The sequence below is a fragment of the Mycobacterium persicum genome, from assembly GCF_002086675.1.
Classification (GTDB): Bacteria; Actinomycetota; Actinomycetes; order Mycobacteriales; family Mycobacteriaceae; genus Mycobacterium; species Mycobacterium persicum.
Map to the genome: position 1 here is coordinate 1 of NZ_MVIF01000034.1, position 26,299 is coordinate 26,299.

A 26,299-nucleotide genomic window follows, 5' to 3' on the forward strand; every position below is an offset into this window, starting at 1 on the left:
CTGTTGGGAATCGCGGCGACCTCGGGAGTCCCGCGCGGTGTTTCACGAAACGTCTTGCAACGCCAGCTCACCCGATGTTGGGCAGCGCCGCACCCGCCGATCCCGCCCAAGCGATCAGGTTCCAGCCGGCAGTCGCTACGCGCAGGTTCACCGCGCACCCGTTTGTAGCGCCGCGGAGTCGCTGATGCGCCGCCGTTGTGCCTGGATCAGTTTCTAGGGCAATGCAATTGGTGGATATTCGATCCGCGGCGGCCAGGTGCCGCATGACCGCTGTCCGAGGACGCCTCCGCAGCACGCACCCCTGCCCACGCCGCTACTGTGGGATCATGCCCGCCACGGTGGAGATTCGGCGAGCGGCCGAGCGGGCCGTCACCACGACCTCCTGGCTGACATCTCGGCACTGCTTCTCGTTCGGCGACCACTACGACCCGGACAACACCCATCACGGGCTGCTCCTGGTCAGCAACGACGACGTCGTGCAACCCGGGACCGGATTCGACACCCACCCGCACCGCGATATGGAAATCGTAACCTGGGTGCTGAAAGGTGAACTGACCCATCGGGATTCGACGGGAAACCACGGCGTGATCTACCCCGGTCTGGCTCAGCGCATATCGGCGGGCAGTGGAATCCTGCATTCGGAAAAGAACGAGTCAACCACGCAGCCAGTGCGTTTCGTGCAGATGTGGATAGTGTCCGACCAGACCGGCATTGACCCGGGCTACCAGCAGCACGATATCGGCGATGCCCTGTCGAACCCCGGTCTGGTCACCATCGCCTCGGGCATCAACGGCCACGACGCCGCGATCACGCTGCACAACCGCAGCGCGGCCCTGCACGCGGCGCGATTGCGGCCCGGCGACACGGTCGACGTCCCCCCGGCGCCCTATCTGCATCTGTTTGTCGCCCACGGCCGGGTTGGCCTGGACGGGGCCGGCGCCCTCGCCGAAGGGGATGCGGTCCGCTGCACCGACACTGGGGCCCGGCGGCTCACCGCCGACTGCCCCGCGGAAGTCCTGGTATGGGAGATGCACGCAAACCTGAGGTCCTGAGCCCGTTCTGACACCACATAGAGTGGGCTCGACAGACAGGAGCCCACATGTCTCAATCGCATCCGCGTCATGCCGCACCGAACCCCAAGCGCAGCATCAAGTCGGTTCGGACCGTGCGGTTCTGGGCGGCGCCGATCCTCATCACGCTGGCCCTCATGTCGGCACTGGCAGCCCTGTACCTGGGCGGAATCCTGAACCCGGCGACTAACCTGCGTCACTTCCCCATCGCGGTGGTCAACCAGGACGCCGGTCCCACCGGCAAGCAGATTGTCGAGGGCCTGGTGGCCGGACTGGACAAGAACAAGTACGACGTGCGCGTCGTCTCCCACGACGAGGCCAAGCGGCTACTGGACCGAGCTGAGGTCTACGGTTCGGCCGTCATTCCGCCGACTTTTTCCTCGGGGCTGCGCGATTACGCGATGAGCGCCGTGCAGCCGACCCACGCGGACCGACCTACGATTACCATCTCGACCAATCCGCGTGCGGGCACGCTGGGCTCGAGCATCGCCGCCCAGACGTTGACCCAGGCGATGGCCGTGGTGAATTCCAAAGTCGGGCAACGCCTTACCGCCGACGTTGCGGCGCAGACCGGCGGCGCGCCGTTGGCCGGCGCCGCCGCGCTGGGGCTGACCAATCCGATCGACGTCAAGTCCACGGTGTACAACCCGCTGCCCAACGGAACCGGTAACGGACTGTCGGCCTTCTACTATGCGCTGTTGCTGCTGTTGGCCGGATTTACCGGCAGCATTGTGGTCAGCACGCTGGTGGACTCGATGCTCGGTTACGTACCAGCCGAATTCGGCCCGGTGTATCGCTTCGGTGAGCAGGTCCGTATCTCGCGGTTCCGCACCCTGCTGCTCAAGTGGGGATTGATGACGGTGCTGGCCTTGCTGACGTCGGCGGTGTACCTGGCGATCGCCCATGGCCTGGGCATGCCCATTTCCCTCGGTTGGCAATTGTGGCTCTACGGAGTGTTCGCGATCATCGCGGTAGGCGTCACGTCCAGCTCGTTGATCGCGGTACTGGGATCGATGGGCTTACTGGTGAGCATGTTGATCTTCGTCATTTTCGGGTTGCCGTCGGCGGGCGCCACGGTTCCCCTCGAGGCGGTGCCGCCGTTCTTCCGCTGGCTGGCCACATTTGAGCCGATGCACCAAGTGTTCCTGGGGGTACGGTCGCTGCTCTACCTCGACGGTCACGCCGACGCCGGGCTGTCGCACGCCTTGGCGATGACATCCATCGGTCTGGTCATCGGCCTGCTGTTAGGGGGCATCATCACCCACCTGTACGACCGCAAGGGGTTCCACCGGATACCCGGGGCGGTCGAGTTGGCCATCGCGGCCGAACACCAAGCGCAGCACCAGGCACGGGAACGAGCTCGCGCCGGCGCCGTCGAGAGCTCCCCCGGCCCTGGTGAAAATCCAAGCGAACAAACGTAATTCGAGTGCGGCACAATCGTCACATCGCTGTTACATAAGTTGACAGTGTGACAGATGTGGCTAATTCTGGGATGGCTGCTTCCCGATCGGGCCGAAAGGGCTACCGTGCTGACGCCATCTGCCAGCCTGCGCCGACTTGCGGCTTGTCTTGCCTTGGTGGCTGCATGTGCCACGCTCACGGTCACCATCGGACCACCCGTCGCCCATGCCGCCGACGGTCGGGAGATGCTCGAGCACGCCATCGCCACAACCAAGGGCTCCTACCTGGTGTACAACTTCGGCGGCGGGCACCCGATGCCGCTGCTCAACGGCGACGGTGGCCGCTACGAGATGAACAACGGCGGCCATCTCATGATCATCAAGAATGCGTCGCAGCGCCTGCAGCCGCACCTGCTTGTCGACACCCACACCGGTGACCAGGCACGCTGCGAACACAACGCCGGGGCACGCACCAATGAAGGGCTCTGGCAGGCATCGGAAATCTACGCACCGCTGCAGGCCTGGCAGCGAATGGGACAGCCGACAATCGCGATCAACGCCAACTTCTTCGACGTGCGCCCGCAGAAGGGCGGCTCCTGGCGATCGACCGGCTGCAGTTCGCCACTGGGCGCGTTCGTCGACAATACCCACGGCCAGGGCCGCGCCAACCAGGCGGTCACCGGCACCGTCGCCTACGCCGGCAAACAGGGCCTCTCCGGCGGAAACGAGACCTGGACCTCGCTGACCACGATGATCATCCCGGCCGGTGGTGCGCCATATGTGTTGCGGCCCAAGGGTAGAGAAGACTACGACCTGGCCACTCCGGTGATCCAGGGCTTGCTCGACAAGAACGCGAAGTTCGTCGCCGTCGCCGGGATCGGGCTGTTGTCGCCGGGCAACACCGGCCAACTTCACGACGGCGGCCCGAGTGCCGCGCGTACGGCACTGGCCTACGCGAAGCAGAAAGACGAGATGTACATCTTCGAAGGAGGTAACTACACGCCGGACAACATCCAAGACCTCTTCCGGGGCCTGGGCAGCGATACGGCGATCCTGCTCGACGGTGGTGGGTCGTCGGCCATTGTGTTGCGCCGCGACACCGGAGGCATGTGGGCCGGCGCGGGGACACCGAAGGGCTCGTGCGACACCCGCGAGGTCCTGTGCGACTCTCACGAACGGGCGCTGCCCAGCTGGCTCGCATTCAACTAGTAAGCGCCTGAGGCGTTTTGCGATCCACGGGGCCGTAGCGGAAGACCAGCATGCTCACCGAGATCACGGCGGCGGCCAGTGCGAACACCGGCGCCACGGTCACCCTCGACATGATGGCGCCGAGCAGGGCGCCGCCTAACATCGCGGCGATCACGCTATAGCGCAGCAAGCTTCGGCCACCCGTGCCGCCGGCCAGCCGGCTCTCGGCGCCGATCGCGACGATGGTCGACGTCAACATCGTGGTGCTGAGCTCGCGAATGCCGAACTCCCGAGCGATCGCGTTCTGCAAGCCGAACGTCAACGCGAGCCCACCGATGAGAAACAGCTTGGTGTTGTCGTGATAGTGCAGTACCCCGCTGCCGGCCAGTACTGACAACGTCGCCAGCACCGCGACCTCGGTTCCCAGCGCCGCGCTGATCCAGCGTCGTGGCTCACCGCCGAGCGCCCGAGTCAACCGGCCGCCGATCATCGTGCCGATGACGAAGGTGACCACGGACACCACGCCGGCGACCAGGTCGATACCCGTCTGCGACTTCGGCACCAGGCAAATGCCGAGGAAGATCACGTTGCCGGTCATGTTGGCCACGAACACATGCCCGAGGATCAGCACGCTGATCGCGTCGGCCAAGCCGGTGGCGAAGGTCAGCAACAGCAGCGCGGCGATCGTCAACCGGTGATAGCCGGGCGAGCTGACGGCCATGCGAACCCTCGACCAGGCCGGGGCTACAGGCGAGGCGTCAAATCCAGCGAGGTGATCGTCGTCATCCTGGTCACAAACCAGCGGGAGTGATCCCGCTTCATGATCAGCCGGTACGACAGATACTTCATTGCCGGAATGTTCTTGGTCAGCGGGCTGGTGGTGGTGGTGTTCGTGTACACGATGGCCACCGCATTGGGACCATCCAACGATTCGACGGCCACGCCGGTGACCTCGGTGTTATTGGTCACCTTGGCTTGCTTGTTCGGTGCGACGATACTGTCGACGAATTTTCGGTATTGCGCTCCGAAGTCACCGCTGAGGTAGACCGCCGCGCGATCGGCCAGCTTATCCATGTTTTCCGGGGTGTAGGTCCACAACGTGGTGATCGCGTTCGCCGCGGTCCGCGCCACGTTGAGCTTGACGGCCACGACCGCGCGATCGGCCAGGTACGGCTGCAGGGTCGCGCCGGCAAATGCGGCGGAACCCACGAAAAGCGACGCGACGAGTCCGGCGACGACCGCGGCGACTCGCTTTCCGCTGGGGCGTTTCACCTTGCCGGTCAGTCGCTTGAGGAACCCGACGTTACGCCCGGCGCCGTCACCCGCGGCCTCGGTGTCGGTGTCGGTGCCGGACTTTTCGGAATCGGAGTCGCCGTCGGCATTTTCGGACTGATCCTCAGCTGCTGGCGCAGACTCGTCGCCTCCGGGTGCAGCGCCCACCGACTCGGTTGCGCGAGTTGCCTGATCGTCCAACTCGGCTTCGGCGCCGGTCTCGCCGGCGGAGGTCGCCGCGGTCAGATCATCTGCAGCAGGTTGCTGATCTTCCACTGATTCCCTTCCTGCTTAGCCGTGGCAGCCCAACGGTTCGTGTTCTCGAAGACCTCTTTGCCATCGGGTGACTTGGAAGTGACCTCGGTGGCCACCAAAACGCTGGCGGTGCCGTCGTCGTTCCACCGTTCCACGCCCGCATCCAGGACCGTACCCTTGGCGGGCTCTGCTTGAGCGACCTGCAGCAGGATCTCGTTCGCCTTGTCGTGGTACTGCTTGGCGAACTCGCCGGTCGCTTGCGCCAATATCCGCTCGACGTATTCGTTGGCGTGATACGGGTCAACGGTAGTGAACTGCCCCATGAACCATTTCACGTAGTTGACCACCTCGTGCTCGCGGTGCGCGGCCTGATCCCGCGACGCGTGCGCGACCAGCATCAAGCTGGATAGCGTGATCGCCACCGCCATCACCACGGCAGCGGAAATGGCCACGAGCGGGAATACCCACGGTCGTCTCGGCGGCAGTGGGCAGGTGACAAGCAGAAGTCCCTCGCCGGGGTGGAATCTGCGCCGCGGACTCATTTTCCGTCCCCTGGCGGCTTCGGTTTGGTCAGTACGGTCAGGTCGTCAACCCGCCATTGATCGTCGCGGCCCCTTGCGAAGCTGACCCGGACGGTTGCGCTGATATAGCGGATATCGGGCGGCGTGCCACGGCGACCCTGCATGAACAGCAGCATGGTCGCCCGGTTCGGCGTCGCGGATTGGACGGAACTGCCCGTCACCCAGTACTCGTTGAGGACGGGATGCCCCTTCGCGACGGTATCCTGCTGGGCGGCCAGCTGACCGCGGTACCTGTCGGTGGTCAGCGATTGCGCTCGAGCGAAGTCCTCGCGCAACGTTTTCGGGTCGTACGTCAGCATCTGGGAGACCATCTTGGGCCCCTGCGTCGCGAGCTCCGCGCGGGTTCGATCGGCTGCCTTGTCATAGGAGTACACCACCGCGTAGCTCACACCGGCACCGCCGAGGCACAGCCCGGCTGCGGTGATCAGTGCCACCGCCGACCACCGCCGCGCCGTGGCCGGCCGCCCGCCGGGATCAACGCTTCGCACCTCGGTGCGCAATAGCATGTCGGCGAAGGTGCGCCGGTCCGGATCCCACAGCGGCCACAGCCATCCGACCATCAGCGGCACGGTGTCGACCAGGTGGGCGAGGTCGCGCACCATCAGCCGCCACGGGCCGACGGCGTCTCCGTCAGGGCGCACCACCGCGATTCCGCACAATGCGCGGCCCAGGGTCCAACCGCTCAGGGCGGGCGCTAGCCAGCGGTTGACAGACATCAGCAGGGTCACCAAGGCCAGGATGGCGACGCACACCCACCACCATGAGCTGTCCGACGGCACGGTAAACGAGACCAGCGCCAGGGTCGCTACCACCGCGATGCCCGGCAGTACATCAACGGCGACCGCAGCCATGCGCAAATGCCATGGCGCCAAAGCCTTTTCGGCTAAGGCCGGGACGGTCTCGGGGGTCTGGATCTGCTCGACCACCACCGTCACTTGGTCACCTGGTCGAGTTTCGAAATCTTGTACTGGCCGTCCGTAGGTGTCATACGCACCCGCAGCCGGTAGCCCGTTTCCTGATCCTGCGCCTGATCGTTGGACATCCGGACACGCAGCGCGACGAGCACGTCAACCGATCCGTCGGGGTTATTACGCTCGACCGCGGCCCGCATATCGGTCAACTGAACGTGCACGTTGGCGGCCTGGTACGCCTGAACGAGCATGCTGCTGTAGAGCACGGCTTGGGAGCGGTACTGATCGGTGCCGCAGTCGATGATCTTCTGTTCACTGGCGGCCATGGAACTGGTGTCCGGTGCCTGCGTGACCGCGACACAGTCCTTGGCCACCTGAAGCGCTGCCGCGTTGTTGCGCGCTACCACCTCGCTCTGCTGGTGGGCACGTAGCGCCAGATAGCCGCCGGCCCCGATACCGCCGGCGACGAGCACCAACGCCGCGCTGATACCTACCAGCCACCCACGACCCAAACGCGACGGGCGCCGCTCGACGGCCGGCGCCGCGGTTTGGTCCTCACCCGTGGTGTCGGAGATGTCCGGACCTGCTTCGTCCTCGGATTCTGCCGAGTCCTCGTCCATTGCCTCGGCGCTGTCCTCACCGGCTTCCGATTCCGCAGTCAGCTCACCCTCCGTGTCGGGGGTGTCTGAGCCGGTGTGAGCCTCGGATTCGGCCGAGTCCTCGTCCGTTGGCTCGGGGCTCGACGAATTATCCGCGTCGATGGGGTTCAGCCGGCTGGCGCCAGCATCTCCTTCCATCCGTCGTCTCCTGTTTTGGTCGAGTTTTCGACGGAGTATCTGACTCCGTCGGGCCCTACCAGTTCACCGCTCTGAGGGCTGTAGACCGCCGTGGGCGGCCCGCCCGGAGTGTAGACACAGGGGTTGGGCTGCTGTCCGTTGCACTGCACAGTACCCGAACCGGGCCGCTGCAGCGGGTCACTGACCGGCGGCGGCGTCCCGCCCGGAGGCAGTCTATCGGCCGGTGCCGGGTTCATCCCGTTATTGACCGATGGCGCCGGGATCACCAAGCCGGGCTTGACCGGCTGATCGCAGCGCGCCGCCGGCGCCGGGCAGGTCAACAGCTGGTTGGGGTCGCCGTACCACGGATTGGTACCCGCCGGCACGTATGGTTTCGGGTCGCGGCACTCCCGCGGCGTCGCCGCTCGCTTGCCCGGGACGTCAACGCACGGAATGTTGCGTGACCCGCGCACGCTGTTGGCCGGGGTATCCATCGGAATCTTGCAGTACGTGCCTGTCGGCAACGGCTGCAGGCTGGTGTCGGCAAAAGATCGCCACTCCGAGGCAGGGATGAACCCGGTCAGACACGGCGGCGGCTGGTTGATCGCCAACGCCAGGTCCAGGGCGGCCATGTTGGGGAACGGCGCGGCCACTGTCTGCGCGATCGAAGCACCCTGCGGCAAGAACACCAACACCTGCTCGACGCCCTTGTGGTAGCGCTTGAGCAAGTCGAACACCACTTCGAGGTTCGCCAGCGTCTGCGGCAGCGAATCACGCACGTCGGTGAAGACCTCGTTCAGCTGGTCAGCGGTCGGAGCTGATTGGGACAGAATGCTCTTCACGTTCTGGTCCCGTTTCGCGGTCTGAGCGGCCAGCGTGTTGAGGTTGCGCGCCCAGCGTTCGATCGCGTCGCCCGAGGTGACTTGGCTTTGCAGGATCGGGCCGGAGTGGTCGATGATGTCGTTGACGTCGTTGATCTGGGTGCGGAAGTCACCGACGATCGCCTGCGTGGCGTCGACCAGCCGTTGCAGGGCGGGGCCCAAACCACCTACGGCTTGCGCCGTTTCGTCGAGCAGCACGGGGATCTTGTCCGCCGGCAACACCTGAAGGCCGCGGTTAGCGGTGTCCAGGGCCGGCCCGATCTCACTGGGCACCGTCCCCTTGGTGATCGTCTGTCCGGGCGAAAAGACCTTGCCCGGGTTGCCTGTCGACACCAAGTCCAGGTACTGCTCACCGACCGCCGATACCGAATGCACGTTCGCCGACGCATCGACCGGAATCTTGTAGCGGCTGTCAATGCTCATCGTCGCCTCGGCGCCGGTGGGCGTCGGCTCCACGTCGGTGACCTTGCCGATGGTGACGCCGCGATAAGTCACGTTGGCCGTCGGGTAAAGGCCACCCGATGCCGGCAGCTCCGCCTTGAGCGTGTAGCGGCCGATGCCCGCCAGCGATGGAATCCGCAGGTAGTAAACCCCCAGGACCAACAGTGAGACCACGGTCAGGACCGCGAACACGATCAACTGGCGTTTGATGAAGGGAGTCAGCATTGCCGGTCGCCCCTTTCCACCAGCGGTCCGCCGGGCGCGTCGTTCGGGTTCGGCGTGTAGCGGACGTCGGGGATCATCGTCTCGGGATCGCGACCGAAGGACTGCTCGAGCGCGCGCAAGGCTCCGGAAAAGCCGGTGCCGGTGAGCAAGGCGTTGTCCATGGCGCTGAAGGTCACGTCAATCGTGGCCGACACGTTCTGGTAGTCGCCGCGGAACAGCTTCGGCACGGTATCGATGTCGTACGGCTGGGTGAGAATCAGCTTCAGCGCGCCGATCAGATACTGCGACCCGCGGCCGAGTTCCTTGAGCGGGCATTGCAGCGCCTGCAAGTCGGTATGCAGCGGGCCACGCGCCTCCGACAGGTATTGGTCGGTGACCTGGGTGAGCTGTCCCAACGCGTCGACGGCGTTGATGAGCAGGTCACGTGTGTCGGCGAAGTGCTTGATCAGCGGCGGGATGTCGGTCAGTACCCGGTCCAGCACATCGGATCGGCGACCCACGTACACCAGCAAACGGTTGGTGGAGTCGATAGCGTGGGTGATGTCATCGCGTTGCTGGTTGAGCTGGTCGGTAAAGGTGTCCAGCTTGGTCAGGAAGGCCCGAATCTGGTCGGCCCGCCCGTGGAAGATGTTGTAGACCTCGTTCTGGAGCACCTCGAGATTCGGGATGCCGCCACCGCGCAAAATCATCGAGATGCTGGCCAATGTTTGCTCGGTGTTGGGATATGCGGAGGAGTTCTTCAACGAAATGGTGCAATCCTGCTTGCGGTGCGGCGGCGGGCACAGCGGCTGCGGCGACGGATCCGGCGGCGCCGCGAGCTCCACATGCTGAGAACCCAGCAAACTGGTCTGGCCAATCTTCGCGGTGGCGTTCCTCGGTAGCTTGACACCTTTGTCGATCCCCAGCTTGAGGGTCGCTATCCAGTTCTCCAATCTGATGTCACGTATCGAGCCGACCGTGACGTCGGCGACCATCACCTTGCTGTTGCCGTTGATCGCCAGCGTGTCGGGCACCTGCACATAGAGGACGTACGACCCGTCCCCGGTGCCCGGACCACCCGGAATCGACACATTGGAGATCCCGCGCCAGCCGCACGAACTCAGCATCAGCGCGACCATCAGCAACGCCAACGCCTGCCAGGCGCGGTGACGGACGCGTCCCACGGCTCGCCGCGGTGCCCACTGGCTCGGCTTGCTCTTCGCGCGTACCGCGCTCATCGCGCCCCTCACTGGCCTGCTCCTGCCTCAGCCGGAAGTGGAGCGCCTACCGGCGCGGGCGCCGCGCCTGGACCGGGCGTCGGGGCAACCGGTCCCGGGATCACCCCCGGGCCAGGCGGCGGCGGCTGGATCGGCACCGGTGCCTGCAAACCGATCGGCGGCAACACCGGGTACTCGTCATAGGCGTTCGGCGGTCCGGGTGGCGTCTGCAAGGTGGACTGAACGGGCGGGATGTCCGGGCCTCCCATGAGTTCGGCCAGCGACTCGGGGGTCATCAGACCCGCGGTGATCGGCCCTACCTGCTGCCCCTGCATGCCGGGGGCGACAATCCAGCCCGGCTGGGTGTTGCGGTGCGACAACGGAGTATCCGGCACCCAGATCCCCGGGACGGTGGTGTCCTTGTACCCGTTTGGCGGCTGCAACCGCGGCTCGGAGTAGGCGACCTGCTTGGGCAGCACTTCGGCGGTGCTGAAGAAGTTCACCCCGAACGGGAAGTAGTTGAACTTGATCGCATCCAGGATCGGCGCCAGGTACTGCGCACACAACTCAGCGGACTCCTGATATCCAAGTCGGCTGGCGGCCTGAATAGAGCTGCAGACGAACTGCATCGGGTTGGCAAAGGATGTGATCTCCGGGATGGCCACGACGGACCCGTGCGACGGATGGTAGATCTGGTTGACGTTCGACGCCGCCGTCGGCAGCACGTGCAAGGCGGTCTCCAAGCCGTTCAACGGCTCGGGTTGCAGCAGCGTGTTGGTCGCCTCGGCCAGGTTGTTGACATCGTGAGTCAACACCTCGCGGTTCTTGTCGAGGAACGGCCGGATCGTCGTCAGCAAGCTGTCGAACTGCTGTAACGCATTGGAAAGGGCTTGGTCGGAGCTGACCAGCCGGCCGGTGAGGTCGGCCAGGTTCTGGTTCAACGCCACGAACTGCTGGTCGTCCTGGTGCAGCGCGTTGACGAACAGCGCCAGGCTGCGGACCACCGCGAAGAAGTCGCCACGGCCTTCGTTGAGCGCGGTCAGCGCGCGCGACAGGCTGTCCAGCGTGGTGTTGAATTGCTTGCCCTTGCCTTCCAGCCCGTAGGCGAAGGATTCGAGTACCTCACCGAACGGTCCCTTGGGCTGCTGCGGGGTGGGGCCGAGCTTGTCGATGATGTTGGTGATGCTGTTGCGCAGCTCGTCCCACTCCACCGGCACCTGGGTGCGCTCGATCGGAATGACCGCGTTGTCGGCCAGCACCGGGCCGCCTTTGTAAGGCGGCTCCAGCTGGATCGAACGCGACGCCACCAGGGTCGGGTTGAGGATCACCGCCGAGGCGTTGGCCGGCACCTTGTACTGGTTCTGATAGTGGAAGGTGACCTTCATCTTGTCGCCGGCCGCTTCGATGCTGTCGATCTTGCCCACCTGCAGGCCCATGATCTGGACCTTGTCACCGGGGTACAGCGCATTTGCGGCAGGGAAATACGCAACCACGGTGTTGTTGGTCAGCTTCTGGTAGAGCCGCCAGCCGACAAACGCCGCCACCAGGGCCAAGATCACGATCAGCGTTCCGATGATCACCGTCGCCCGCGTCATCCTCGGAAGCCGCAGGTTGCGGATGTCAAAGACGGTGCTCAATTCTGGCTCCCTCCAGTCACACCGCTACCGCCGGTGCCTCCTGGGTTGATATAGGGGTCGGGCAGCTGCGGCCCCGGCCCGGGCGGCGCGGGCGGACCCGGCGGTAGCCCTGGCGCGAACGTCGACGGCGGAGGTGTCGGGCCGGCCGGCGCCAGTTGCTCGGTGCGCGCCCCCGGCGGAGCGTTCGGTGGCAGCGGCACCGGGGTACCCGGAACGTCCGGCGGCGGGTCGCCCGGACGCCCCGCGATCGGGATGCCCGGTGTCGGCGGCAGGCCGTTCGGGTTCGGTGGGGACGCCTCGACATCCAGCGGCGCCGGGAAGTTCGGCCCCCCGAACGGGCCGAGGAGTGCGCCAGCGCAGGGCAGCGGGTTCCATGGCCGCGGCAACCCCTCGTCGCCGACCGTGACATTGCCGCCGGGATTGGCCGGCGTGTACGAGCAAGGTGAACCGGGCGGGACGGCCGGCCCCGGGTGCTCGGGCGTGCCCTCCAGCACACCCGGCGCCGGCGGCGGCGCGCCGTTGGGGAAGCGGGTGCCGTTGGGATCGGGCCAGCGGAATTCCGGCAAGCCGGCACTGCGCCAGAAATTCTCCGGGTCCAGGCCACGCTTCTTGAATGCGGCGTCGATGAACGGCTGCAGAATCTGCCCCGGAACCAGGTTGTGGATGACCACTTTGAAGAAGGGCCCGGACGCGATTGACTCGTTCAGCGACGGCAGGAATCCGCCGACCATCAGGAGCCCGTTTGCCAGGTCGTCTTTGCGCTCAACCAGGATGTCGCTGACCTGACGCAGCTGCTCGAGCACATGGTTGAGATTCGGGTTGTCGTTGATCAGCCCCTGCACCTGGGCCGAGAACGACGCGATGTTGGCCAGGAGTGCGTCGATGGCGCGCCCGCGTTCGTTGAACGCGGCGATCAACGTCTTGGCGTTGACCAACAGCCGGTCCACCTGCTGGCTGCGGTCCCCCAGGATGCTGGCCACCTGGTTGGCCTGCGCCAGCAGGTGCTTGATCTCCTCGTCGCGCTTGCCGATGGTGTCGGAGAACTTGGCCACGCCCTCGAGCGTGGCGCTCAGATGCGGGTAGGTCTGGTCGATGGTCTGCGACAACACATGCAGCGACTGCTTGACCGTGTCGATGTCCCAGCCGGTGGCCGCCTTGGTGACATCGAAGAAGGCGTCATAAATCTGGTACGGAGTGGTGCTCTGGCCCAATGGCAACGTGCCCCCCGGGCGCAGCGGCTGGTTGCCGCGCGCCTCGATCTCGAGGACCTTCTTGCCGAGGATGGTGTCGGTTCGGATCGCCAGCCGGCTTTCGGTACCGATGACATTGGTGCCGACCGAGAATTTGATCTTGATGTGGTCACCGTCGATCGACAGGGCCTCGACCTTTCCGACATCCATGCCGGCGATGCGCACCTTGTCACCCTTGTTGAGACCGCCGGAGTCGGTGAACTGCCCGTAGTAGCTAGGCCGTGCGAACAACATGGGGACGCTAGTGAAGCTTTGACCGACGGCGACGACGATGATCATCACCACGATGCCCATGAGGCCGATACGAAGCCGATTGGGAGGTTCCAGCGTTCTCATTGTGGCGTGCACCTACCCGTCGGCTGGGTGAAGAGCCGGACCGTACGCACCGGTCCGCCGGGCTGCAGCCCATTGATTCTGAGGCTGATATCGCAGGAGTAGAAGTTCACGAAGTCCCCGTAGGACCCGATGGTGCGCCCGATCATGTTCAGCGCGGTCGGGACCTTGTGCAGGAAATCGTTCAACTCCTGACGCTGGTCGATGAGCGGCTGCTGGACGGCGTCGAGGTAGTTGACGGTCTTGTGCAGCAGTGCGCGGTCCTCGGCCAGCAGATCGGCCACGGTCCCGGCGGCGTTGCTGATATGCACGACGCCGTCCGCCAACTGAGTACGGTGGTCCTTCAACCCGGTGATCAGCACCTCCAGGTTGTTGACGGTCTGATCGAAGTCCTTGCGATGGCGAACCGTGGTGTCCAGCACGGTGTTCAGGTTCTTCACCACCTCGCCGATGGCTTGGTCGCGTTCGGCGATCTGTGAGGTCAGCTGCGCGGTCTGGTCGAGAATGTCGTTGATGGTGCCGCCCTGACCCTGAAACACGGTGATCAGCGCCGAGGCGATGGTGTTGACCTTGTCCGGGTCCAGCGCCCGGAACACCGGCTTGAAACCGCCGATCAGTGCGTCGAGGTCGAGCGCCGGCGAGGTACGCGATAACGGAATGAACCCACCCGGTCGCATGACCCGGTCGCTGCCCTCGCCGTCACCACGCTTGAGCTCCAGGTATCGATTGCCGATCAGGTCGAGGTAGCGGATCTGCGCCGTGGTCGATTGGTAAAGAGGTATCGAGCGGTCGACGTCGAAATCCACCCGGACCCGTTTGCCGCCGTCTACCAGCGACACGTTTTTGACCTTGCCGATCTCCACCCCCGAGGCGCGGACGAATTGTCCGGCCCGCAGCCCGCTGACGTTGCTGAACTCAGCGGAGTAGCCGTAGGTGCGGTCGAAGCGGATCTGACCGAAAACGATGACGATCATCACGCTGAACAGCACCAGCACCAGTGCGAAGGCGCCGAGTTTTATTGCAGTACCGGTGATTTTCATGGGTTGATCGTGTTGTCCCCTACTTGACGGCCCCAGACGTATTCGATCGCGTAGGGCGAACCGGTCTCCAGGTGGTTATAGGGAGCGATGCTGTTGCCGGTGTCCATCACCAACTCGGGCGCCGGCCAGAAATCGTGGGTGATCTGCTGCCAGCAGCCCGGCGCACCACCGGGGCCGCCATGTGCGTTGACCCGCGGCAGGTTTTCCGGATACATGTAGGGATTCGGTGCGCCGCCGACCACTCCGGCGGCCAGCCCGCCGATCTGTGACAGCAGCAGCGGCACCAGCGACGTCGGATTCAGCATCAATCCCAACCCGGACAGCAGCTCGCTGTGCGTGGCCAGCGAATAGCCGTTGCCGCCGAGGAAAGTGGCGGCCTTGGGCTCGATGTCGTGATAGTTGCGCAATGTGCAATACAGCTCCGGGCTGTAGGTGTCCAGCAACTGAGCACTGGGCACCAGGTCGGCGGCGCCACGCGCCAGATACGGGCCACCCCGGCCGAAAACGTCCGCGCCGGTGTTGCCGAACCCGACCGCCGCCAGCAAAGCGGCATCCAATTCGCGCTGATGCTGGTTGATGGTGCGCGCCGTCGGCACCGAATTGTCAAGGAAGTCGAACAAATCCGGCGACGCGTTGGCGTAGACGTCGCCGAGCGCCGCCAACTGCTGAATGTCGCGGCGGGCCTGCGGCATCCGCGGGTTGACGTCATCGAGAATCGCGTTGGCGTTGACGATCGATTGCCCGAAGCGATCGCCCAATCCGGTCAGCGCCTGCGCGGCCGCGCTGAGCGTCAGATTGAGCTTGACCGGGTCCACCTTCTCGGCAATCGAGGTGATGGTCTGGAACAAGGTATTGATCTCGGTCGTCACGCCGACGGCATTGATGACGCTCTTGGGGGTGAGGTGACCCTTCGAGATGACATTGCCGCGGTCGTCTCGTGGCGTCGTCAGCGACACATACTTGCCGCCGAACACCGTCGTCGCCTTGATTTGCGCGTTGACGTTTTCCGGTACCAGCGACAGGTACTTCGGATTCACGTTCAAGACGAACTTGGCGGCGGGTTTGCCGTCGCGGGTGATCTCCGAGATGCTGTCGACCCGGCCGATCTGCACGCCGTTGTAGGTGACCTTCGAGCCGGGATCCATCACCAGGCCGGCTCGGTCGGAAAACATCGTCAGCTTGACCTTCGGGGTGAAATCCCCACGAAACTGCAGGTAGACCAACACGAATATGACGAGCGCGAGCACCAGAAAGACGACGCCCGCCGTCTTGTACGGCGGATCGCTGACCTTGTTGACCTTGGCCGGCATCGTCATGGCGCTACACCGTCAGTGCGAAGTTGGGGTCGACGCCGTAGAGCGCCAACGCGGCGGACAAGACGACCACGGGAATCGAAACCAGCGAGAAACGCATCGATCGGCCGACGGCCTCGCCGACACCGACGGGGCCGCCGCCGGCGCTGTACCCGTAGTAGCAGTGACTGACCATCACCACCGCGGTGATGATGATCGCCTCCAGAAACGACCAGAAGACGTCGTCGGGCCGCAGGAACGTGCGGAAGTAGTGCTCGTAGGTGCCGGTCGACTGGCCATAAAGCACCGTCGTGGTGATCTGCGGGGACAGGAACGCCATGATCATCGCCATCGCATAAAGCGGGATGATCACCGTCAGCCCTGCCAGGATCCGGGTGGTCGCCAGGAAGCAGACCGACTTGATGCCCATCACTTCCAGGGCGTCGATCTCTTCGCTGATTCGCATTGCGCCCAGCTCGGCGGTGGCACCGGCGCCGACCGTTGCCGCCATGGCCACACCGGTGACCACCGGCGCGGCGATGCGGACGTTGATCAGCGCGGCGAAAAAGCCGGTGAACGCCTCCACACCGATGTTCCCCAGCGACGCGAAACCCTGGATGGCGACCAGCGAACTGCCGGACAACGTCACAAAACCGACGATCGCGGCGGTGCCGCCGACCACTGCCATCGCACCGGTGCCCATTCCGATCTGAGCGATCAACCGAAGGGTTTCCTTGCGGTAGCGGCTCAGCGCAAACGGGACGTTCCCGAGACTGACCAGCGTGAACCAGGCCAGTCGGCCGGTCGTGTCCAGTCCGCGGATCGCGGCCCCGCCATATCGGTTCAGATTGGCGGTGGCCCTGGGGAATCGGGCGCGCAATACCGCAGAAGTCGCCATGTCAGTGCCCCGTCCCGAACCGGACGCCGACCGTGGTCAGCACCACGTTGACCGCGAAAAGTGCGACCACGCAGAGCACGACGGTCTCGTTGACGGCGGTGCCCAAACCCTTGGAGCCACCCCGGACGGTCAGCCCGCGGTAGCAGCCGACCAGCCCGGCGATAAGTCCGAACGTCGCCGCCTTGACCATTGCGATGACCACCTCCGGCAGGCCGGTAATGGTGGTGAGCGTGGCCAGGTAAGCCCCGCCCGACACGTTTTGCAGATAAACACCAAACAGATAACCGCCCACCAGCCCGACGGTGATCACCAGGGCGTTGAGCAACGTGGCGATGAGCGTCGCGGCTATGACCCGGGGAACGACGAGCCGGTGGATGGGGTCGATGCCCAGCACTTCCATCGCGTCGATCTCCTCACGGATGGTGCGGGCACCCAGATCGGCGCAGATGGCCGTCGACCCGGCGCCGGCCACCACCAGCACCGTGACCTGCGGGCCGAGCTGGGTGACGGCTCCGATCGCCGCGCCGGCACCGGAGAGGTCGGCGGCGCCGAACTGGGCCAGCAGCACGTTGAGCGTGAAGATCAGCAGGACGGTGAACGGCACCGAGACCAAGATGGCCGGCAGCAGCGCGACCCTCATGATGAACCAGCACTGCAGGATGAACTCGCGCCATTGGAATGGCCGGCGAAACAGCGCCTTTCCGGTCAACACACACATCCGGAAGAATCCGCCGACGAGTGTGAGGGGCGTTTCCAACTGGTCCCGCAGATAGCCCATCAGGTGCGGACGCGTCGAGGTCGTCGTCACTGTCGCCTCCTCACCGTGGGACCGCTCGGGTTGCGGCGTAACGGCCGATCATGTCGCACGCCTTCCTCCTTGCCCCATCCCTAGGTGTGTGACCGTCGGCTCCCTACCTGCAGGTAGTAACGGAGACCACAGGAATGTACCTGATGGCCGTCGGCGTGTGAACCGCATCCTCACAATTAACCCTCCGTCAACAGCGGGCAGCCCGCAAAGCTCCTGTCAGTCGTCCTCTCTAGTCGTTGAATGCATTGGCACAGAACGATTTTCGAAGCTCTTGCGAGCCCCGTAGCGCAACCGCAATTCGGTTTTGAGCACCTTCCCGGCAGGGTTGCGGGGCAGGGCCTCGACGATCTCGAGCGCCTTCGGGTGCTTGTAGCGCGCGAGCCGCTCGGTCAGGTACTCAGTTAGGTCTTCGATCCGCAGGGGCGCATCCGTTACAGCCGCGATCGCAACCGGCACCTCGCCCCACTTTTCGTCGGCCCGGCCGATCACCGCAACCTCGGCGATACCAGGGTGGCCGGCCAGAACGTTTTCCACCTCGGCGCAGTAGATGTTCTCGCCGCCGGAGATGATCATGTCCTTCTTACGGTCGACCACCCAGACGTAGCCGTCGGAGTCCATCCGAACGAGATCCCCGGAATGAAACCAGCCGCCGGCGAACGCTTCCGCGGTGGCCTCCGGGTTGTTCCAATAGCAGCTCATCAATGTTGGTGCGCGGTAGACGATTTCACCCACCTCACCGACGGGGACGTCGTTCATCTGGTCGTCGACCACGCGGGCGGTGACCGTGGGGATCACCTTGCCGACCGAGCCGCGCTTACGGATCGCGTCTTCGCCGAGCAGCATGCAGGTGACCGGCGACATCTCGGTCTGGCCGAACGCGGCCAGAATCTGCGTTCCAGGAAACACCTCCGACATCTGCCGCAACAACGCGTCCGGCGCCGGTGCGGCCCCCCATGACATCACCCGCAATTTCAGGTTGCGCGGCCTTGCCTGCTGCTCGGCGCACACCGCCTGCCATTGCGCAGGCACCAGAAAGATGCCGGTGACCCGCTCCGCGGCCAGCACGTCGAGCAGTTGACCGGGATCGAACGCGCCCAGCGGGTACAGCACGGTGGGGACACCGAGCAACATCCCGGTCAGCATGTTGCCGATCCCGGCGATGTGGAACAGCGGGACACCGATGAAACCGACGTCGCTGCCGATGTTGGCGCCGCTGGTGTACAGCGCGGTTATCGCCTGCCCGGTGAGATTGGCGTGCGTGAGCACCGCGCCCTTCGGCCGGCCGGTGGTCCCCGAGGTGTACATGATCAGCGCCGGCGAATCGTTGGGGATGTCGACGGGCGCGGGCGGGTCCCCCGTTTCGTCCACCAGATCGTCGTAACCCTGCACGGCGTCGTCGGATGCGCCGCCGGCCACCACGATCGTGTCCACCAGCGGTCGGATGGCACGGACAGCGGTGGCCACCGGTGCCAGCACCCCCTCGGTGATCAGCACCCGCGGTGCGCAGTCCGCCACCAGCAAGGCGATCTCTGTCGGGGTGAGCCGGAAATTCAGCGGCACCGCGATGGCCCCGAGCATGTTGGCCGCCAACACCGACTCGATGAACTCGGTGCGGTTGAGCATCAGGATCATCACCCGGTCGCCGAAGCCGACCCCTCGACGGCTCAACGCACCGGCCAGCGCGGTGACCCGGTAGCGCAGGTCAGACCACGTCACGGTGTGACCCAGAAACCGCAGTGCCGTCGCCTCGGGCTGCATCAGGGCATGCCGCTGCAGCTGGTTGACCCAGTTTTGCCGGCGGGCCAGATAGGGCTGCTCCAGGCCGGCTGCGGCCTGGCTCAGATCACTGACCAGTTGCGCGGTCAACTGTGCGATCCCTTCACTCCTGCACCGCTTGCGTCACGCTGATATTTGATAAAACATGGTGTTATCTGGGTCACATTAACGGGCCCAGTGGCCCTAAAACAAGACCCGCAAAGCCCCGCCACGCCCCCGAAAGTCCTGGCAGGCCACATGAACGCTCCGCTGTCCGCCCGTCCGCGAAGCCGGCGGCCACTGCGCCGGGCGCAGTTGTCCGACGAGGTGGCCGGCCATCTGCGGGCGGCGATCATGTCGGGGACGCTGCGTCCGGGCACGTTCATCCGCCTCGACGAGACCGCGGCCGAACTCGGGGTCAGCATCACCCCGGTTCGTGAGGCCCTGCTGAAGTTGCGTGGTGAGGGCATGGTGCAGCTGGAGCCGCACCGCGGTCACGTGGTATTGCCGCTGACCAGGCAGGACATCGACGACATCTTCTGGCTGCAGGCCACCATTGCCAGGGAGCTTGCCGCCGCGGCGACCGCCCGGATCACCGACGTCGAGATCGACGAACTGACCCGCATCAACGACGGGCTGGCCGCCGCCGTCGGGTCCGGTGACGCCGAGACCATCGCGACACTCGAGTTCTCGTTCCATCGCGTTTTCAACCAGGCCAGCCACCGGATCAAGCTGGCCTGGTTCCTCTTGAATGCCGCCCGCTACATGCCGGCGCAGGTGTTTGCCGCCGATCCGCGCTGGGGCGCGGCCACCGTGGACAATCACCGGCGGCTGATCGCGGCGCTGCGTCGCCGGGATGCGGCCGCGGTCACCGAGCACACCGTCTGGCAATTCACCGACGCCGCACGACGACTGACCGAAACGCTGGACCGTAACGGAATCTTCGGCCAAGCCGACCGGGTTGCCCCGTACCCCTAGCCGGTGGCCAGGTTCTCGGCCCGCTGTTTGAGGTTCTCGGCGAGCTGCTCGAGGACGTTGTTGAGCAGCATCTTCACCATGGGCGCGGGCACCGGCAGGCTGGGCTCGACGTCGATGTCCACCGTCAGCAAGCTGTTGGCGCCGGTCTCCACCACGCTGAACAGCTGTTCCTGCTTGAGAAACAGGTCGCCCTGCTGCATGACCGTTTGAATCTGATTCTCGCCCGGGTAATACACGGCGTGGATATAGATGCCCTCGAAGCCCTGGATCGCGGTGTCGAGCCGCACCTGGCTGGGACGCCCGTCGTCGTAGCGGTGCAGCACCCAGGCGCCCTTGATCCCTTCGTTCCATTCCGGGTACCGCTCGATATCGGCGACGATGCCCATGATCGCTACGGCGTCCGCGCTGACCTCGACGGTCTTGCTCAAAACTGGCATTGGCGAAGCATACCCGGGTAGCCGGCGGGCGCTGACCGTGCCGGTCCCGGCCTGATTTCGGGTGTGGCCCGGCCTATTTCACGCCGGCCTTACTCCGTCCTCACGCCGGGTTCGCGCGGGCCGCACGCAAGCTGTCGCCAGCAACGAGCGGATGGCCTCCGGGATCGGAACGGGTTTGCGGGTGGTCCGGTCGACGTAGACGTGGACCCAGTGGCCCAGCGCGGTGATCGGCTGCGCCCGGTCGCTGTCGGTTTGCTGGCCGGCCTTGAACACGCCGAGTCGGTAGGTGACGCTGCTGCGGCCCAGTCGGGTGACCGCCAGGCCCACGACCAGCTGTTGCGGGAAATGCAGTTCGGAGAAGTAACGACAGCCCGATTCGGCGACGATGCCCAGCGACGACGTGGAGAGCGGGTCGAGGTTGGTACCCGTGTTGATCCAGGCGTTGATCGCGGTGTCGAAGAGCTGGTAGTAGACGGCGTTGTTGAGGTGGCCGAACATGTCGTTGTCAGCCCAGCGGGTGAGCACCGGCCACAGCACCGGGAAGTCGTCGCTGGTGAGGTTCTGCGGCGCAGGCGTTTCGGGCACCGACGGGACCGATGGAACTTTCGATGTCGAAGCCATGGTTGTATTCCAGCATGTTTCACATCCGCGGCGCGGTGCTCGAGCGGATCGGGTCGCCTCGCCCGTACGTCGAGTCGCGGCCGATCGGTGTTGCCGACCTCGATCTGGAAGCGCCCGGCGGCGATGAGGTGCTGGTCCGCATCGAGGCCGCCGGCGTATGCCACTCCGACCTGTCGGTGGTCAACGGCAACCGGGAGCGGCCGGTGCCGATGTTGCTCGGCCATGAGGCCGCGGGAATCGTCGAGCAGGTCGGTGATCGGGTCGACGACGTAGTCGTCGGCCAGCGAGTCGTGCTGGTTTTCCTACCGCGGTGCGAACACTGCGCGGCATGCGCGACCGAGGGCATGACGCCGTGTCAGCCGGCCGGCGCGGCCAACGCGGCCGGAACATTACTGGGCGGAGCTATCAAACTCAGCCGGGACGGCCACCCGGTGTACCACCACCTCGGCGTCTCGGGATTTGCCACCCACGCCGTGGTCAATCGGGCCAGCGCCATCCCGGTACCCGACGATGTGCCGCCGCGGGTGGCGGCCCTGCTCGGCTGCGCGGTGCTGACCGGCGGAGGCGCCGTTCTCAACGTGGGTAACCCGCGACCGGGACAGTCGGTCGCCGTCGTCGGACTCGGGGGTGTCGGGATGGCGGCGGTTCTCACCGCCCTCACCTATCCCGACGTCCGCGTCATCGGTGTCGATCAGATTCCGGAAAAACTTTCCACTGCAACGACACTCGGCGTCCATGACACCTATACGCCGCAGCGGGCCATCGATGCCGGGGTCAAGGCGAACGTGGTCGTCGAGGCCGTCGGTCACCCCGGCGCGCTGGAGACCGCGATCGCACTGACCGCCCCGGGCGGCCGTACCGTTACCGTCGGGCTGCCGCCCCCCGACGCGCGGATCAACATCTCGCCGTTGGGGTTTGTCGCCGAAGGCCGGTCGCTGATCGGCAGCTACCTCGGTTCGGCGGTTCCCAGCCGCGACATTCCCCGGTTCGTGTCGCTGTGGCGGTCCGGCCGGCTGCCGGTGGAATCGCTGGTGTCGTCGACGATTCGGTTGGACGACATCAACGCGGCGATGGACCATCTGGCCGACGGCACGGCGATCCGCCAGCTCATCACGTTCTGACTCTGCGGGCTCAGGCCGGCACTAGCCCCACCACTGCGTATCGCTGAACAGCGTCTCGACCGACTCGACCGAACCGCAGGGGATTCCGGCCGCCTTCAGCGCCTGACCCTTGAACGCCCGCGCGGCCGCGCTAAGCACATGCTGCACCGGGCTGATCGTGCGATTCAGCCCCCAAGGCCACTCGTCACCCCACAGCGCCACCTCGCCCGACCGGTGCTCGAGCGCCTCGAGCATTAGGTTCCGGACGCGATCGTCCGACGCCAACGCAGCGGCGCTGACGGCCAGGCTCTGACCCCATGGCCCCCATGGGCGAGGCTCGGTCAGTCCGGTCTCCAGGTCCGCGGTCCGGGCCCCGAGGATCCGCAGCGGCCGGGTACCGTCGCCGCCCGGCAGCAGTACCGTCACCTCCCAACCGGCCATCACCCGGTCGTACAACCAGCCCCCGGCGGCATGCACCACATCGACAGCACTGGTGGCCACCACCTCGAGCCGGTAACGCAGACACTCCGTGTCGGTCCGCGGCCCCCGGTGCACATCTGTCGCCAGGTAATCGCTGATGCCGAAAGTGGGAGTGATCATCGGTTCATTCCTCGTGCGTGGACCACATGCGGACGGGTGGCTTGGCGCGGCTGTCAGGGTGTCCGCCGCACCGGAATGGCCCACCGGGACCGGCCCGGTTTCGGCGAATCGGGTGACACGGTTCACCCGACAGCGTGACACTTTCGCGCAAATTTGTAAAGCTTGTGGGACCGTCAAGACCCGCGGCGGGCCGCAAGTTCGGCCAGAACTTCCGCGGTGTGCTGGCCCAGTGCGGGAGCCGTCCAGCGGGGTGCCCAGGGCGTGCCGTGGAAATCCGCCGGCGTGGCCACCATCGGCACGCTCGATTCCCCGTCCGGCACCTCGACGATGCCCCCCGCGGTGTGGAATTGCTCGTCGGCGACGACGTCCTCGAGCGTGTTGACCGGGGACCAGAAGAAATCCGGTTCGGCGGCGAAGGCTTCCGCCCATTCCGCAAGCGACTTCGTCGCGAAGATCTCGTCCAGCGCGGCGATCAGCGGCACGGCGTTGGCGGCGCGGGCGCGGGCATCGCCATACCGCGGATCGGCCAGCCACTCCGGCCGCCCGACGACGCGACACAACGCCGGCCAGTGCCGATCCGCCTGAAGCCCGACGATCCAGAACCGTCTCCCGTCGCCGGCGGTGTAGTTGTTCATGCACGGGTTACCCATCGACTCGCGTTGTCCGACCGCGATCGGCTGGCCGGTGAGCAGATACGTGTTCAGGTCGAAGCTGACCGTGTAGGCGCCCTGGCGGTATAGCGAGGTGGTCACCAGTTGACCGGTTCCGCTGCGCTCACGCGCGAGCAGCGCCGCGCAAACGGCGGCCGCCAGGGTCATGCCCGCCGAGTGATCACCCATGCCGCCGCGCTGGAACGGCGGGGTGCCGCCCGGCGGGGTGAGCAGATCGGCCACACCGGCGCGCGCCCAAAACGCCGCCACGTCGTAGGCGGCCCGGTCGGCGTCGGGCCCGGTTTCGCCATATCCGGTGATCTGCCCGTAGACCAGACGGGGGTGGTGGCCGGATACCGCCTCGAAGTCGAGCCCCAGCCGTCGCAACGCGCCGGGGCGCACATTGGTCACGAAAACGTCTGCGTCGGTGAGCAATTCGAAGGCAGTGCGGCGACCGGCAGCGGTGGTGAGGTCCAGCACGATGCTGCGCTTGGAACGGTTGTCCATTTCGAAAGGCGGGTTGACCCCGAGGTCGCATCCCAGCATCCGGCCGAACATCCGGCCCGGATCGCCGGTCGGCGGTTCGATCTTGATGACGTCGGCGCCCCAGTCGGCCAGGATGGCGGCCGTGGCCGGTCCAGCGACCCAGACCCCGAGCTCGACGACTGTGATGCCTGCTACCGGTCCCGCCATGGCTCATTCATACTCCGGCTCATTTGCCCGAGCCTCTGCGGGACCGAAGCCCGGCCAAGACCCGTCGAGGCAGCACGCGCCGGCTGCGGTTGGGACATACGAAGTCCGACGAAACGTCACCTCCGCATCACGCACCCGCGACTACCTCGAAACGAGAAGCCGGCCGGAGCACACCGTCATAGCACACTCACATTTCGGGTAACGGCAATCCGTGCCGGATATCGGCGGGCCGCGACTTACGCTTACCTGATAGCACGACGTCGCCGGGTTTCGCGGTCCGCCAGCAGCGAGCCCGCACCCCGCACTTGGCAGACGCGGCTCGCGGCGACGCAATCACCATGGCCGCGGCGCTGGTGCCCCAGTTGGGAGGAGCCTCATGAGTCTGGTGGCCGGACATGGTCCGCTCAGCCGGAACCCGGCCGGACACTTCTGTCCGCCGATACCCGCAAACGTCGTCTACATCGAACCGCATCCGCGCCGGATTCAGGCCTTCCGGAACGGGCGGCTGGTCATCGACACCGAGCGGGCGCTGCTGGTGCACCGGCGCGATCACCCGCTCAGCTACGTTTTCCCGGACGACGAGGTCGGCGACCTACCGACCGAGCCCGAATCCCAAGCGCCCGGTTATGTTCACGTGCCGTGGGACGCCGTCGACACCTGGGTGGAGGAGGGCCGCAAACTCGTCCACTATCCCCCTAACCCGTACCACCGGGTCGACTGCCGCCCGACCACCCGTCACCTCAACGTCTCCCTCGCCGGGACGGCGCTGGTGGACACCCACGACACGGTGATCGTTTTCGAGACATCGCTGGAACCGCGGCTGTACGTGGAACCTTCGCAGGTGCGCACCGATCTACTGCAGAAGTCCGACACGTCGAGCTACTGCAACTACAAGGGCGTCGCGACATATTGGTCCGCCGTCCTGGATGACATCTTCGTCGAAGACGCCGCGTGGAGTTATACCGATCCGTTTCCGGAAAGCCTGCCGATCAAGGGATTCCTCAGCTTCGACGACACCCGCATCGATGTCATCGCCGAGCTGCCGGGCCGCGTTCTCGGGGCGACAAGGGTCCTCTGATCCGCGAGGAGGGGTCAGGCGGCATCGATCACCAGAGTCCGGAACCGCTCGATGGTCTCCAGCACATGAGCGAGGCTGTCGCCGGGCAGCCCTACCTGCACCCAGGTAACGCCAAGGGCCGCAAGCTTTTCCAACCCGGACAGGTAGGCGTCGGCGTTGAAGCCGTCGCTCGCCGGGCTGCCCCCGTCGGCGTTGGTGAAAGTGATGTCGATTGCCGACCAGTCGCGGCCGGCCGCGTCGCAGTTGCGCCGCAAGTCCTCGATACCGTCGGCAAGCCGGTCCATCGAGTCGATGGCCGCGGTACCCGCGGTCTGGGCCAGCCGCGCAGGGGCGGGAAACGGGCACCAGCCGTCACCGTAGCGGGCGACGCGACGGCACGCCGCCCGGGTGTTGCCGCCGATCCAGATCGGCGGCGGACGCGGCGGTCGGGGATGCGCGGCGATGCCACTCGCGGTGAAATGCCTTCCCGCAAACGATATGTCATCGCTGGTCCACACCACGCGGATGACCTGCAGCGCCTCCTCGAACAGCTCGGCACGCTCGTCGTAGTCGACACCCAGTGCCGCGAATTCCCGTTTCAGATACCCCACCCCGACCGCCAGGGTGAACCGGCCGCCGGACAGCAGGTCCAACGTCGCGCCGGACTTGGCCACCAGGAACGGGTTTCGATACGGCAGCACCACGATGTTGGGAATCAGGCGCAGCGTCGTCGTGCGGGCGGCCGCGAAACCCATGGCGACAAACGGATCCAACGCGTCATGGCCACCTGCCTGAAGCCAGCGCTGTGACGGGGCCGGGTGGTCGGTGAAGCCGAACCCGTGAAAACCGGCGCCTTCGGCCGCCGCGGCGATCGCCGCGATACCGGCCCCGGACAACAGCTCCGGATTGTAGGGATGACTGTGCATCGGGTGGGTGACGGCGAAGCGCATAGCG

25 protein-coding genes are annotated in these 26,299 nt (G+C 65.6%); 6 read left to right on the forward strand and 19 right to left on the reverse strand.

Features of this window, described 5'->3' with window-relative positions:
• Positions 1-326: 326 nt before the first annotated feature.
• From BST40_RS12735 to BST40_RS12745, 3 genes are read left to right on the forward strand one after another with little or no spacing between them, the layout of a single operon-like run.
• Entirely contained in the window at positions 327-1,052 is a 726-nt protein-coding gene (locus BST40_RS12735; RefSeq protein ID WP_083154436.1) for a pirin family protein, read from the forward strand.
• A 47-nt stretch (positions 1,053-1,099) separates the two neighbouring features.
• Positions 1,100-2,491, forward strand: a complete 1,392-nt coding sequence (locus tag BST40_RS12740; RefSeq protein WP_075545138.1) for a YhgE/Pip domain-containing protein — start codon at positions 1,100-1,102, stop codon at positions 2,489-2,491.
• Positions 2,492-2,545: 54 nt separating this feature from the next.
• Positions 2,546-3,679 (forward strand): phosphodiester glycosidase family protein, encoded by a 1,134-nt coding sequence (locus BST40_RS12745; protein WP_075545137.1) that lies wholly within the window; start codon positions 2,546-2,548, stop codon positions 3,677-3,679.
• Here the strand turns inward: BST40_RS12745 and BST40_RS12750 are convergent.
• The 14 genes from BST40_RS12750 to fadD5 all read right to left on the reverse strand — a co-directional run bounded on the left by BST40_RS12750 (position 3,672) and on the right by fadD5 (position 19,320).
• The gene (locus BST40_RS12750; RefSeq protein WP_075545136.1) at positions 3,672-4,379 is read right to left on the reverse strand and encodes a YoaK family protein; all 708 of its coding nucleotides are present in this window, start codon (positions 4,377-4,379) and stop codon (positions 3,672-3,674) included. The genes BST40_RS12745 and BST40_RS12750 overlap by 8 nt on opposite strands.
• A 23-nt stretch (positions 4,380-4,402) precedes the next feature.
• The gene (locus BST40_RS12755) at positions 4,403-5,206 is read right to left on the reverse strand and encodes a mammalian cell entry protein (protein WP_083154438.1); all 804 of its coding nucleotides are present in this window, start codon (positions 5,204-5,206) and stop codon (positions 4,403-4,405) included.
• Positions 5,173-5,727, reverse strand: a complete 555-nt coding sequence (locus tag BST40_RS12760) for a mammalian cell entry protein (RefSeq protein WP_075545181.1) — start codon at positions 5,725-5,727, stop codon at positions 5,173-5,175. The genes BST40_RS12755 and BST40_RS12760 overlap by 34 nt, the downstream gene beginning before the upstream one ends.
• Entirely contained in the window at positions 5,724-6,701 is a 978-nt protein-coding gene (locus BST40_RS12765) for an RDD family protein (protein WP_075545134.1), read from the reverse strand. The genes BST40_RS12760 and BST40_RS12765 overlap by 4 nt, the downstream gene beginning before the upstream one ends.
• Positions 6,698-7,474 (reverse strand): Mce protein, encoded by a 777-nt coding sequence (locus BST40_RS12770; RefSeq protein WP_075545133.1) that lies wholly within the window; start codon positions 7,472-7,474, stop codon positions 6,698-6,700. The genes BST40_RS12765 and BST40_RS12770 overlap by 4 nt, the downstream gene beginning before the upstream one ends.
• On the reverse strand, positions 7,444-9,000 hold the full coding sequence (locus BST40_RS12775; RefSeq protein WP_075545132.1) for a virulence factor Mce family protein: 1,557 nt from the start codon (positions 8,998-9,000) through the stop codon (positions 7,444-7,446). The genes BST40_RS12770 and BST40_RS12775 overlap by 31 nt, the downstream gene beginning before the upstream one ends.
• The gene (locus tag BST40_RS12780) at positions 8,994-10,118 is read right to left on the reverse strand and encodes a virulence factor Mce family protein (RefSeq protein WP_241780114.1); all 1,125 of its coding nucleotides are present in this window, start codon (positions 10,116-10,118) and stop codon (positions 8,994-8,996) included. The genes BST40_RS12775 and BST40_RS12780 overlap by 7 nt, the downstream gene beginning before the upstream one ends.
• 107 nt (positions 10,119-10,225) lie before the next feature.
• The gene (locus tag BST40_RS12785; protein WP_075545130.1) at positions 10,226-11,833 is read right to left on the reverse strand and encodes a virulence factor Mce family protein; all 1,608 of its coding nucleotides are present in this window, start codon (positions 11,831-11,833) and stop codon (positions 10,226-10,228) included.
• Positions 11,830-13,419: a virulence factor Mce family protein gene (locus BST40_RS12790; protein ID WP_083154441.1), complete on the reverse strand. Its 1,590-nt coding sequence runs from the start codon at positions 13,417-13,419 to the stop codon at positions 11,830-11,832. Before BST40_RS12790 ends, BST40_RS12785 begins: the two co-directional genes overlap by 4 nt.
• A complete protein-coding gene (locus tag BST40_RS12795; RefSeq protein WP_075545128.1) occupies positions 13,416-14,456 on the reverse strand; it encodes a virulence factor Mce family protein in 1,041 nt (346 codons plus the stop codon). Before BST40_RS12795 ends, BST40_RS12790 begins: the two co-directional genes overlap by 4 nt.
• A complete protein-coding gene (locus BST40_RS12800; protein WP_075545127.1) occupies positions 14,453-15,772 on the reverse strand; it encodes an MCE family protein in 1,320 nt (439 codons plus the stop codon). The genes BST40_RS12795 and BST40_RS12800 overlap by 4 nt, the downstream gene beginning before the upstream one ends.
• Before the next feature lie 4 nt (positions 15,773-15,776).
• Positions 15,777-16,646 (reverse strand): MlaE family ABC transporter permease, encoded by an 870-nt coding sequence (locus BST40_RS12805; protein WP_075545126.1) that lies wholly within the window; start codon positions 16,644-16,646, stop codon positions 15,777-15,779.
• Position 16,647: 1 nt separating this feature from the next.
• Positions 16,648-17,424, reverse strand: coding sequence for an MlaE family ABC transporter permease (locus BST40_RS12810; RefSeq protein ID WP_036395893.1), 777 nt, complete (start codon positions 17,422-17,424; stop codon positions 16,648-16,650).
• A 246-nt stretch (positions 17,425-17,670) separates the two neighbouring features.
• Positions 17,671-19,320 carry a fatty-acid--CoA ligase FadD5 gene (gene fadD5, locus BST40_RS12815; RefSeq protein ID WP_083154443.1) on the reverse strand — a complete coding sequence of 550 codons (1,650 nt, stop codon included), beginning with the start codon at positions 19,318-19,320 and terminating at the stop codon, positions 17,671-17,673.
• Positions 19,321-19,467: 147 nt separating this feature from the next.
• Between fadD5 and BST40_RS12820 the strand changes: the two genes are divergently transcribed.
• Positions 19,468-20,187, forward strand: a complete 720-nt coding sequence (locus tag BST40_RS12820) for a GntR family transcriptional regulator (protein WP_075545124.1) — start codon at positions 19,468-19,470, stop codon at positions 20,185-20,187.
• On the opposite strand, the gene BST40_RS12825 is transcribed toward BST40_RS12820, so the two are convergent.
• Both BST40_RS12825 and BST40_RS12830 read right to left on the reverse strand, forming a co-directional pair.
• Positions 20,184-20,624: an SRPBCC family protein gene (locus BST40_RS12825; protein ID WP_036399218.1), complete on the reverse strand. Its 441-nt coding sequence runs from the start codon at positions 20,622-20,624 to the stop codon at positions 20,184-20,186. The two genes, BST40_RS12820 and BST40_RS12825, sit on opposite strands and share 4 nt — an antisense overlap.
• Positions 20,625-20,702: 78 nt before the next feature.
• Entirely contained in the window at positions 20,703-21,245 is a 543-nt protein-coding gene (locus BST40_RS12830) for an acyl-CoA thioesterase (RefSeq protein ID WP_075545123.1), read from the reverse strand.
• Positions 21,246-21,259: 14 nt separating this feature from the next.
• On the opposite strand from BST40_RS12830, the gene BST40_RS12835 reads away from it, so the two are divergent.
• Positions 21,260-22,366: an alcohol dehydrogenase catalytic domain-containing protein gene (locus tag BST40_RS12835; protein WP_075545180.1), complete on the forward strand. Its 1,107-nt coding sequence runs from the start codon at positions 21,260-21,262 to the stop codon at positions 22,364-22,366.
• A gap of 21 nt (positions 22,367-22,387) precedes the next feature.
• Here the strand turns inward: BST40_RS12835 and BST40_RS12840 are convergent, their stop codons facing one another.
• Both BST40_RS12840 and BST40_RS12845 read right to left on the reverse strand, forming a co-directional pair.
• Positions 22,388-22,945, reverse strand: a complete 558-nt coding sequence (locus BST40_RS12840; RefSeq protein WP_075545179.1) for a hypothetical protein — start codon at positions 22,943-22,945, stop codon at positions 22,388-22,390.
• Between the two features lie 173 nt (positions 22,946-23,118).
• Positions 23,119-24,288 carry a CaiB/BaiF CoA transferase family protein gene (locus BST40_RS12845; RefSeq protein WP_075545122.1) on the reverse strand — a complete coding sequence of 390 codons (1,170 nt, stop codon included), beginning with the start codon at positions 24,286-24,288 and terminating at the stop codon, positions 23,119-23,121.
• 376 nt (positions 24,289-24,664) lie between these two features.
• On the opposite strand from BST40_RS12845, the gene BST40_RS12850 reads away from it, so the two are divergent.
• Complete coding sequence (locus BST40_RS12850) at positions 24,665-25,366, forward strand: DUF427 domain-containing protein (protein ID WP_075545121.1); 702 nt, start codon at positions 24,665-24,667, stop codon at positions 25,364-25,366.
• A 14-nt stretch (positions 25,367-25,380) separates the two neighbouring features.
• On the opposite strand, the gene BST40_RS12855 is transcribed toward BST40_RS12850, so the two are convergent.
• The gene (locus BST40_RS12855) at positions 25,381-26,295 is read right to left on the reverse strand and encodes an LLM class F420-dependent oxidoreductase (protein ID WP_075545120.1); all 915 of its coding nucleotides are present in this window, start codon (positions 26,293-26,295) and stop codon (positions 25,381-25,383) included.
• Between the last annotated feature and the right edge of the window lie 4 nt (positions 26,296-26,299).

Coding starts and splice junctions, on each gene's coding strand:
- BST40_RS12775 (WP_075545132.1), bottom strand. CDS start 9,000: ATGCTGACTCCCTTCATCAAACGCCAGTTGATCGTGTTCGCGGTCCTG.
- BST40_RS12795 (WP_075545128.1), bottom strand. CDS start 14,456: ATGAAAATCACCGGTACTGCAATAAAACTCGGCGCCTTCGCACTGGTG.
- BST40_RS12830 (WP_075545123.1), bottom strand. CDS start 21,245: ATGGCTTCGACATCGAAAGTTCCATCGGTCCCGTCGGTGCCCGAAACG.
- BST40_RS12820 (WP_075545124.1), top strand. CDS start 19,468: ATGAACGCTCCGCTGTCCGCCCGTCCGCGAAGCCGGCGGCCACTGCGC.
- BST40_RS12735 (WP_083154436.1), top strand. CDS start 327: ATGCCCGCCACGGTGGAGATTCGGCGAGCGGCCGAGCGGGCCGTCACC.
- BST40_RS12760 (WP_075545181.1), bottom strand. CDS start 5,727: ATGAGTCCGCGGCGCAGATTCCACCCCGGCGAGGGACTTCTGCTTGTC.
- BST40_RS12770 (WP_075545133.1), bottom strand. CDS start 7,474: ATGGAAGGAGATGCTGGCGCCAGCCGGCTGAACCCCATCGACGCGGAT.
- BST40_RS12810 (WP_036395893.1), bottom strand. CDS start 17,424: ATGGGCTATCTGCGGGACCAGTTGGAAACGCCCCTCACACTCGTCGGC.
- BST40_RS12825 (WP_036399218.1), bottom strand. CDS start 20,624: ATGCCAGTTTTGAGCAAGACCGTCGAGGTCAGCGCGGACGCCGTAGCG.
- BST40_RS12740 (WP_075545138.1), top strand. CDS start 1,100: ATGTCTCAATCGCATCCGCGTCATGCCGCACCGAACCCCAAGCGCAGC.
- BST40_RS12840 (WP_075545179.1), bottom strand. CDS start 22,945: ATGATCACTCCCACTTTCGGCATCAGCGATTACCTGGCGACAGATGTG.
- BST40_RS12855 (WP_075545120.1), bottom strand. CDS start 26,295: ATGCGCTTCGCCGTCACCCACCCGATGCACAGTCATCCCTACAATCCG.
- BST40_RS12850 (WP_075545121.1), top strand. CDS start 24,665: ATGAGTCTGGTGGCCGGACATGGTCCGCTCAGCCGGAACCCGGCCGGA.
- BST40_RS12780 (WP_241780114.1), bottom strand. CDS start 10,118: ATGGTCGCGCTGATGCTGAGTTCGTGCGGCTGGCGCGGGATCTCCAAT.
- BST40_RS12845 (WP_075545122.1), bottom strand. CDS start 24,288: ATGGCGGGACCGGTAGCAGGCATCACAGTCGTCGAGCTCGGGGTCTGG.
- BST40_RS12835 (WP_075545180.1), top strand. CDS start 21,260: ATGTTTCACATCCGCGGCGCGGTGCTCGAGCGGATCGGGTCGCCTCGC.
- BST40_RS12790 (WP_083154441.1), bottom strand. CDS start 13,419: ATGAGAACGCTGGAACCTCCCAATCGGCTTCGTATCGGCCTCATGGGC.
- BST40_RS12750 (WP_075545136.1), bottom strand. CDS start 4,379: ATGGCCGTCAGCTCGCCCGGCTATCACCGGTTGACGATCGCCGCGCTG.
- BST40_RS12800 (WP_075545127.1), bottom strand. CDS start 15,772: ATGACGATGCCGGCCAAGGTCAACAAGGTCAGCGATCCGCCGTACAAG.
- BST40_RS12745 (WP_075545137.1), top strand. CDS start 2,546: ATGTGGCTAATTCTGGGATGGCTGCTTCCCGATCGGGCCGAAAGGGCT.
- BST40_RS12805 (WP_075545126.1), bottom strand. CDS start 16,646: ATGGCGACTTCTGCGGTATTGCGCGCCCGATTCCCCAGGGCCACCGCC.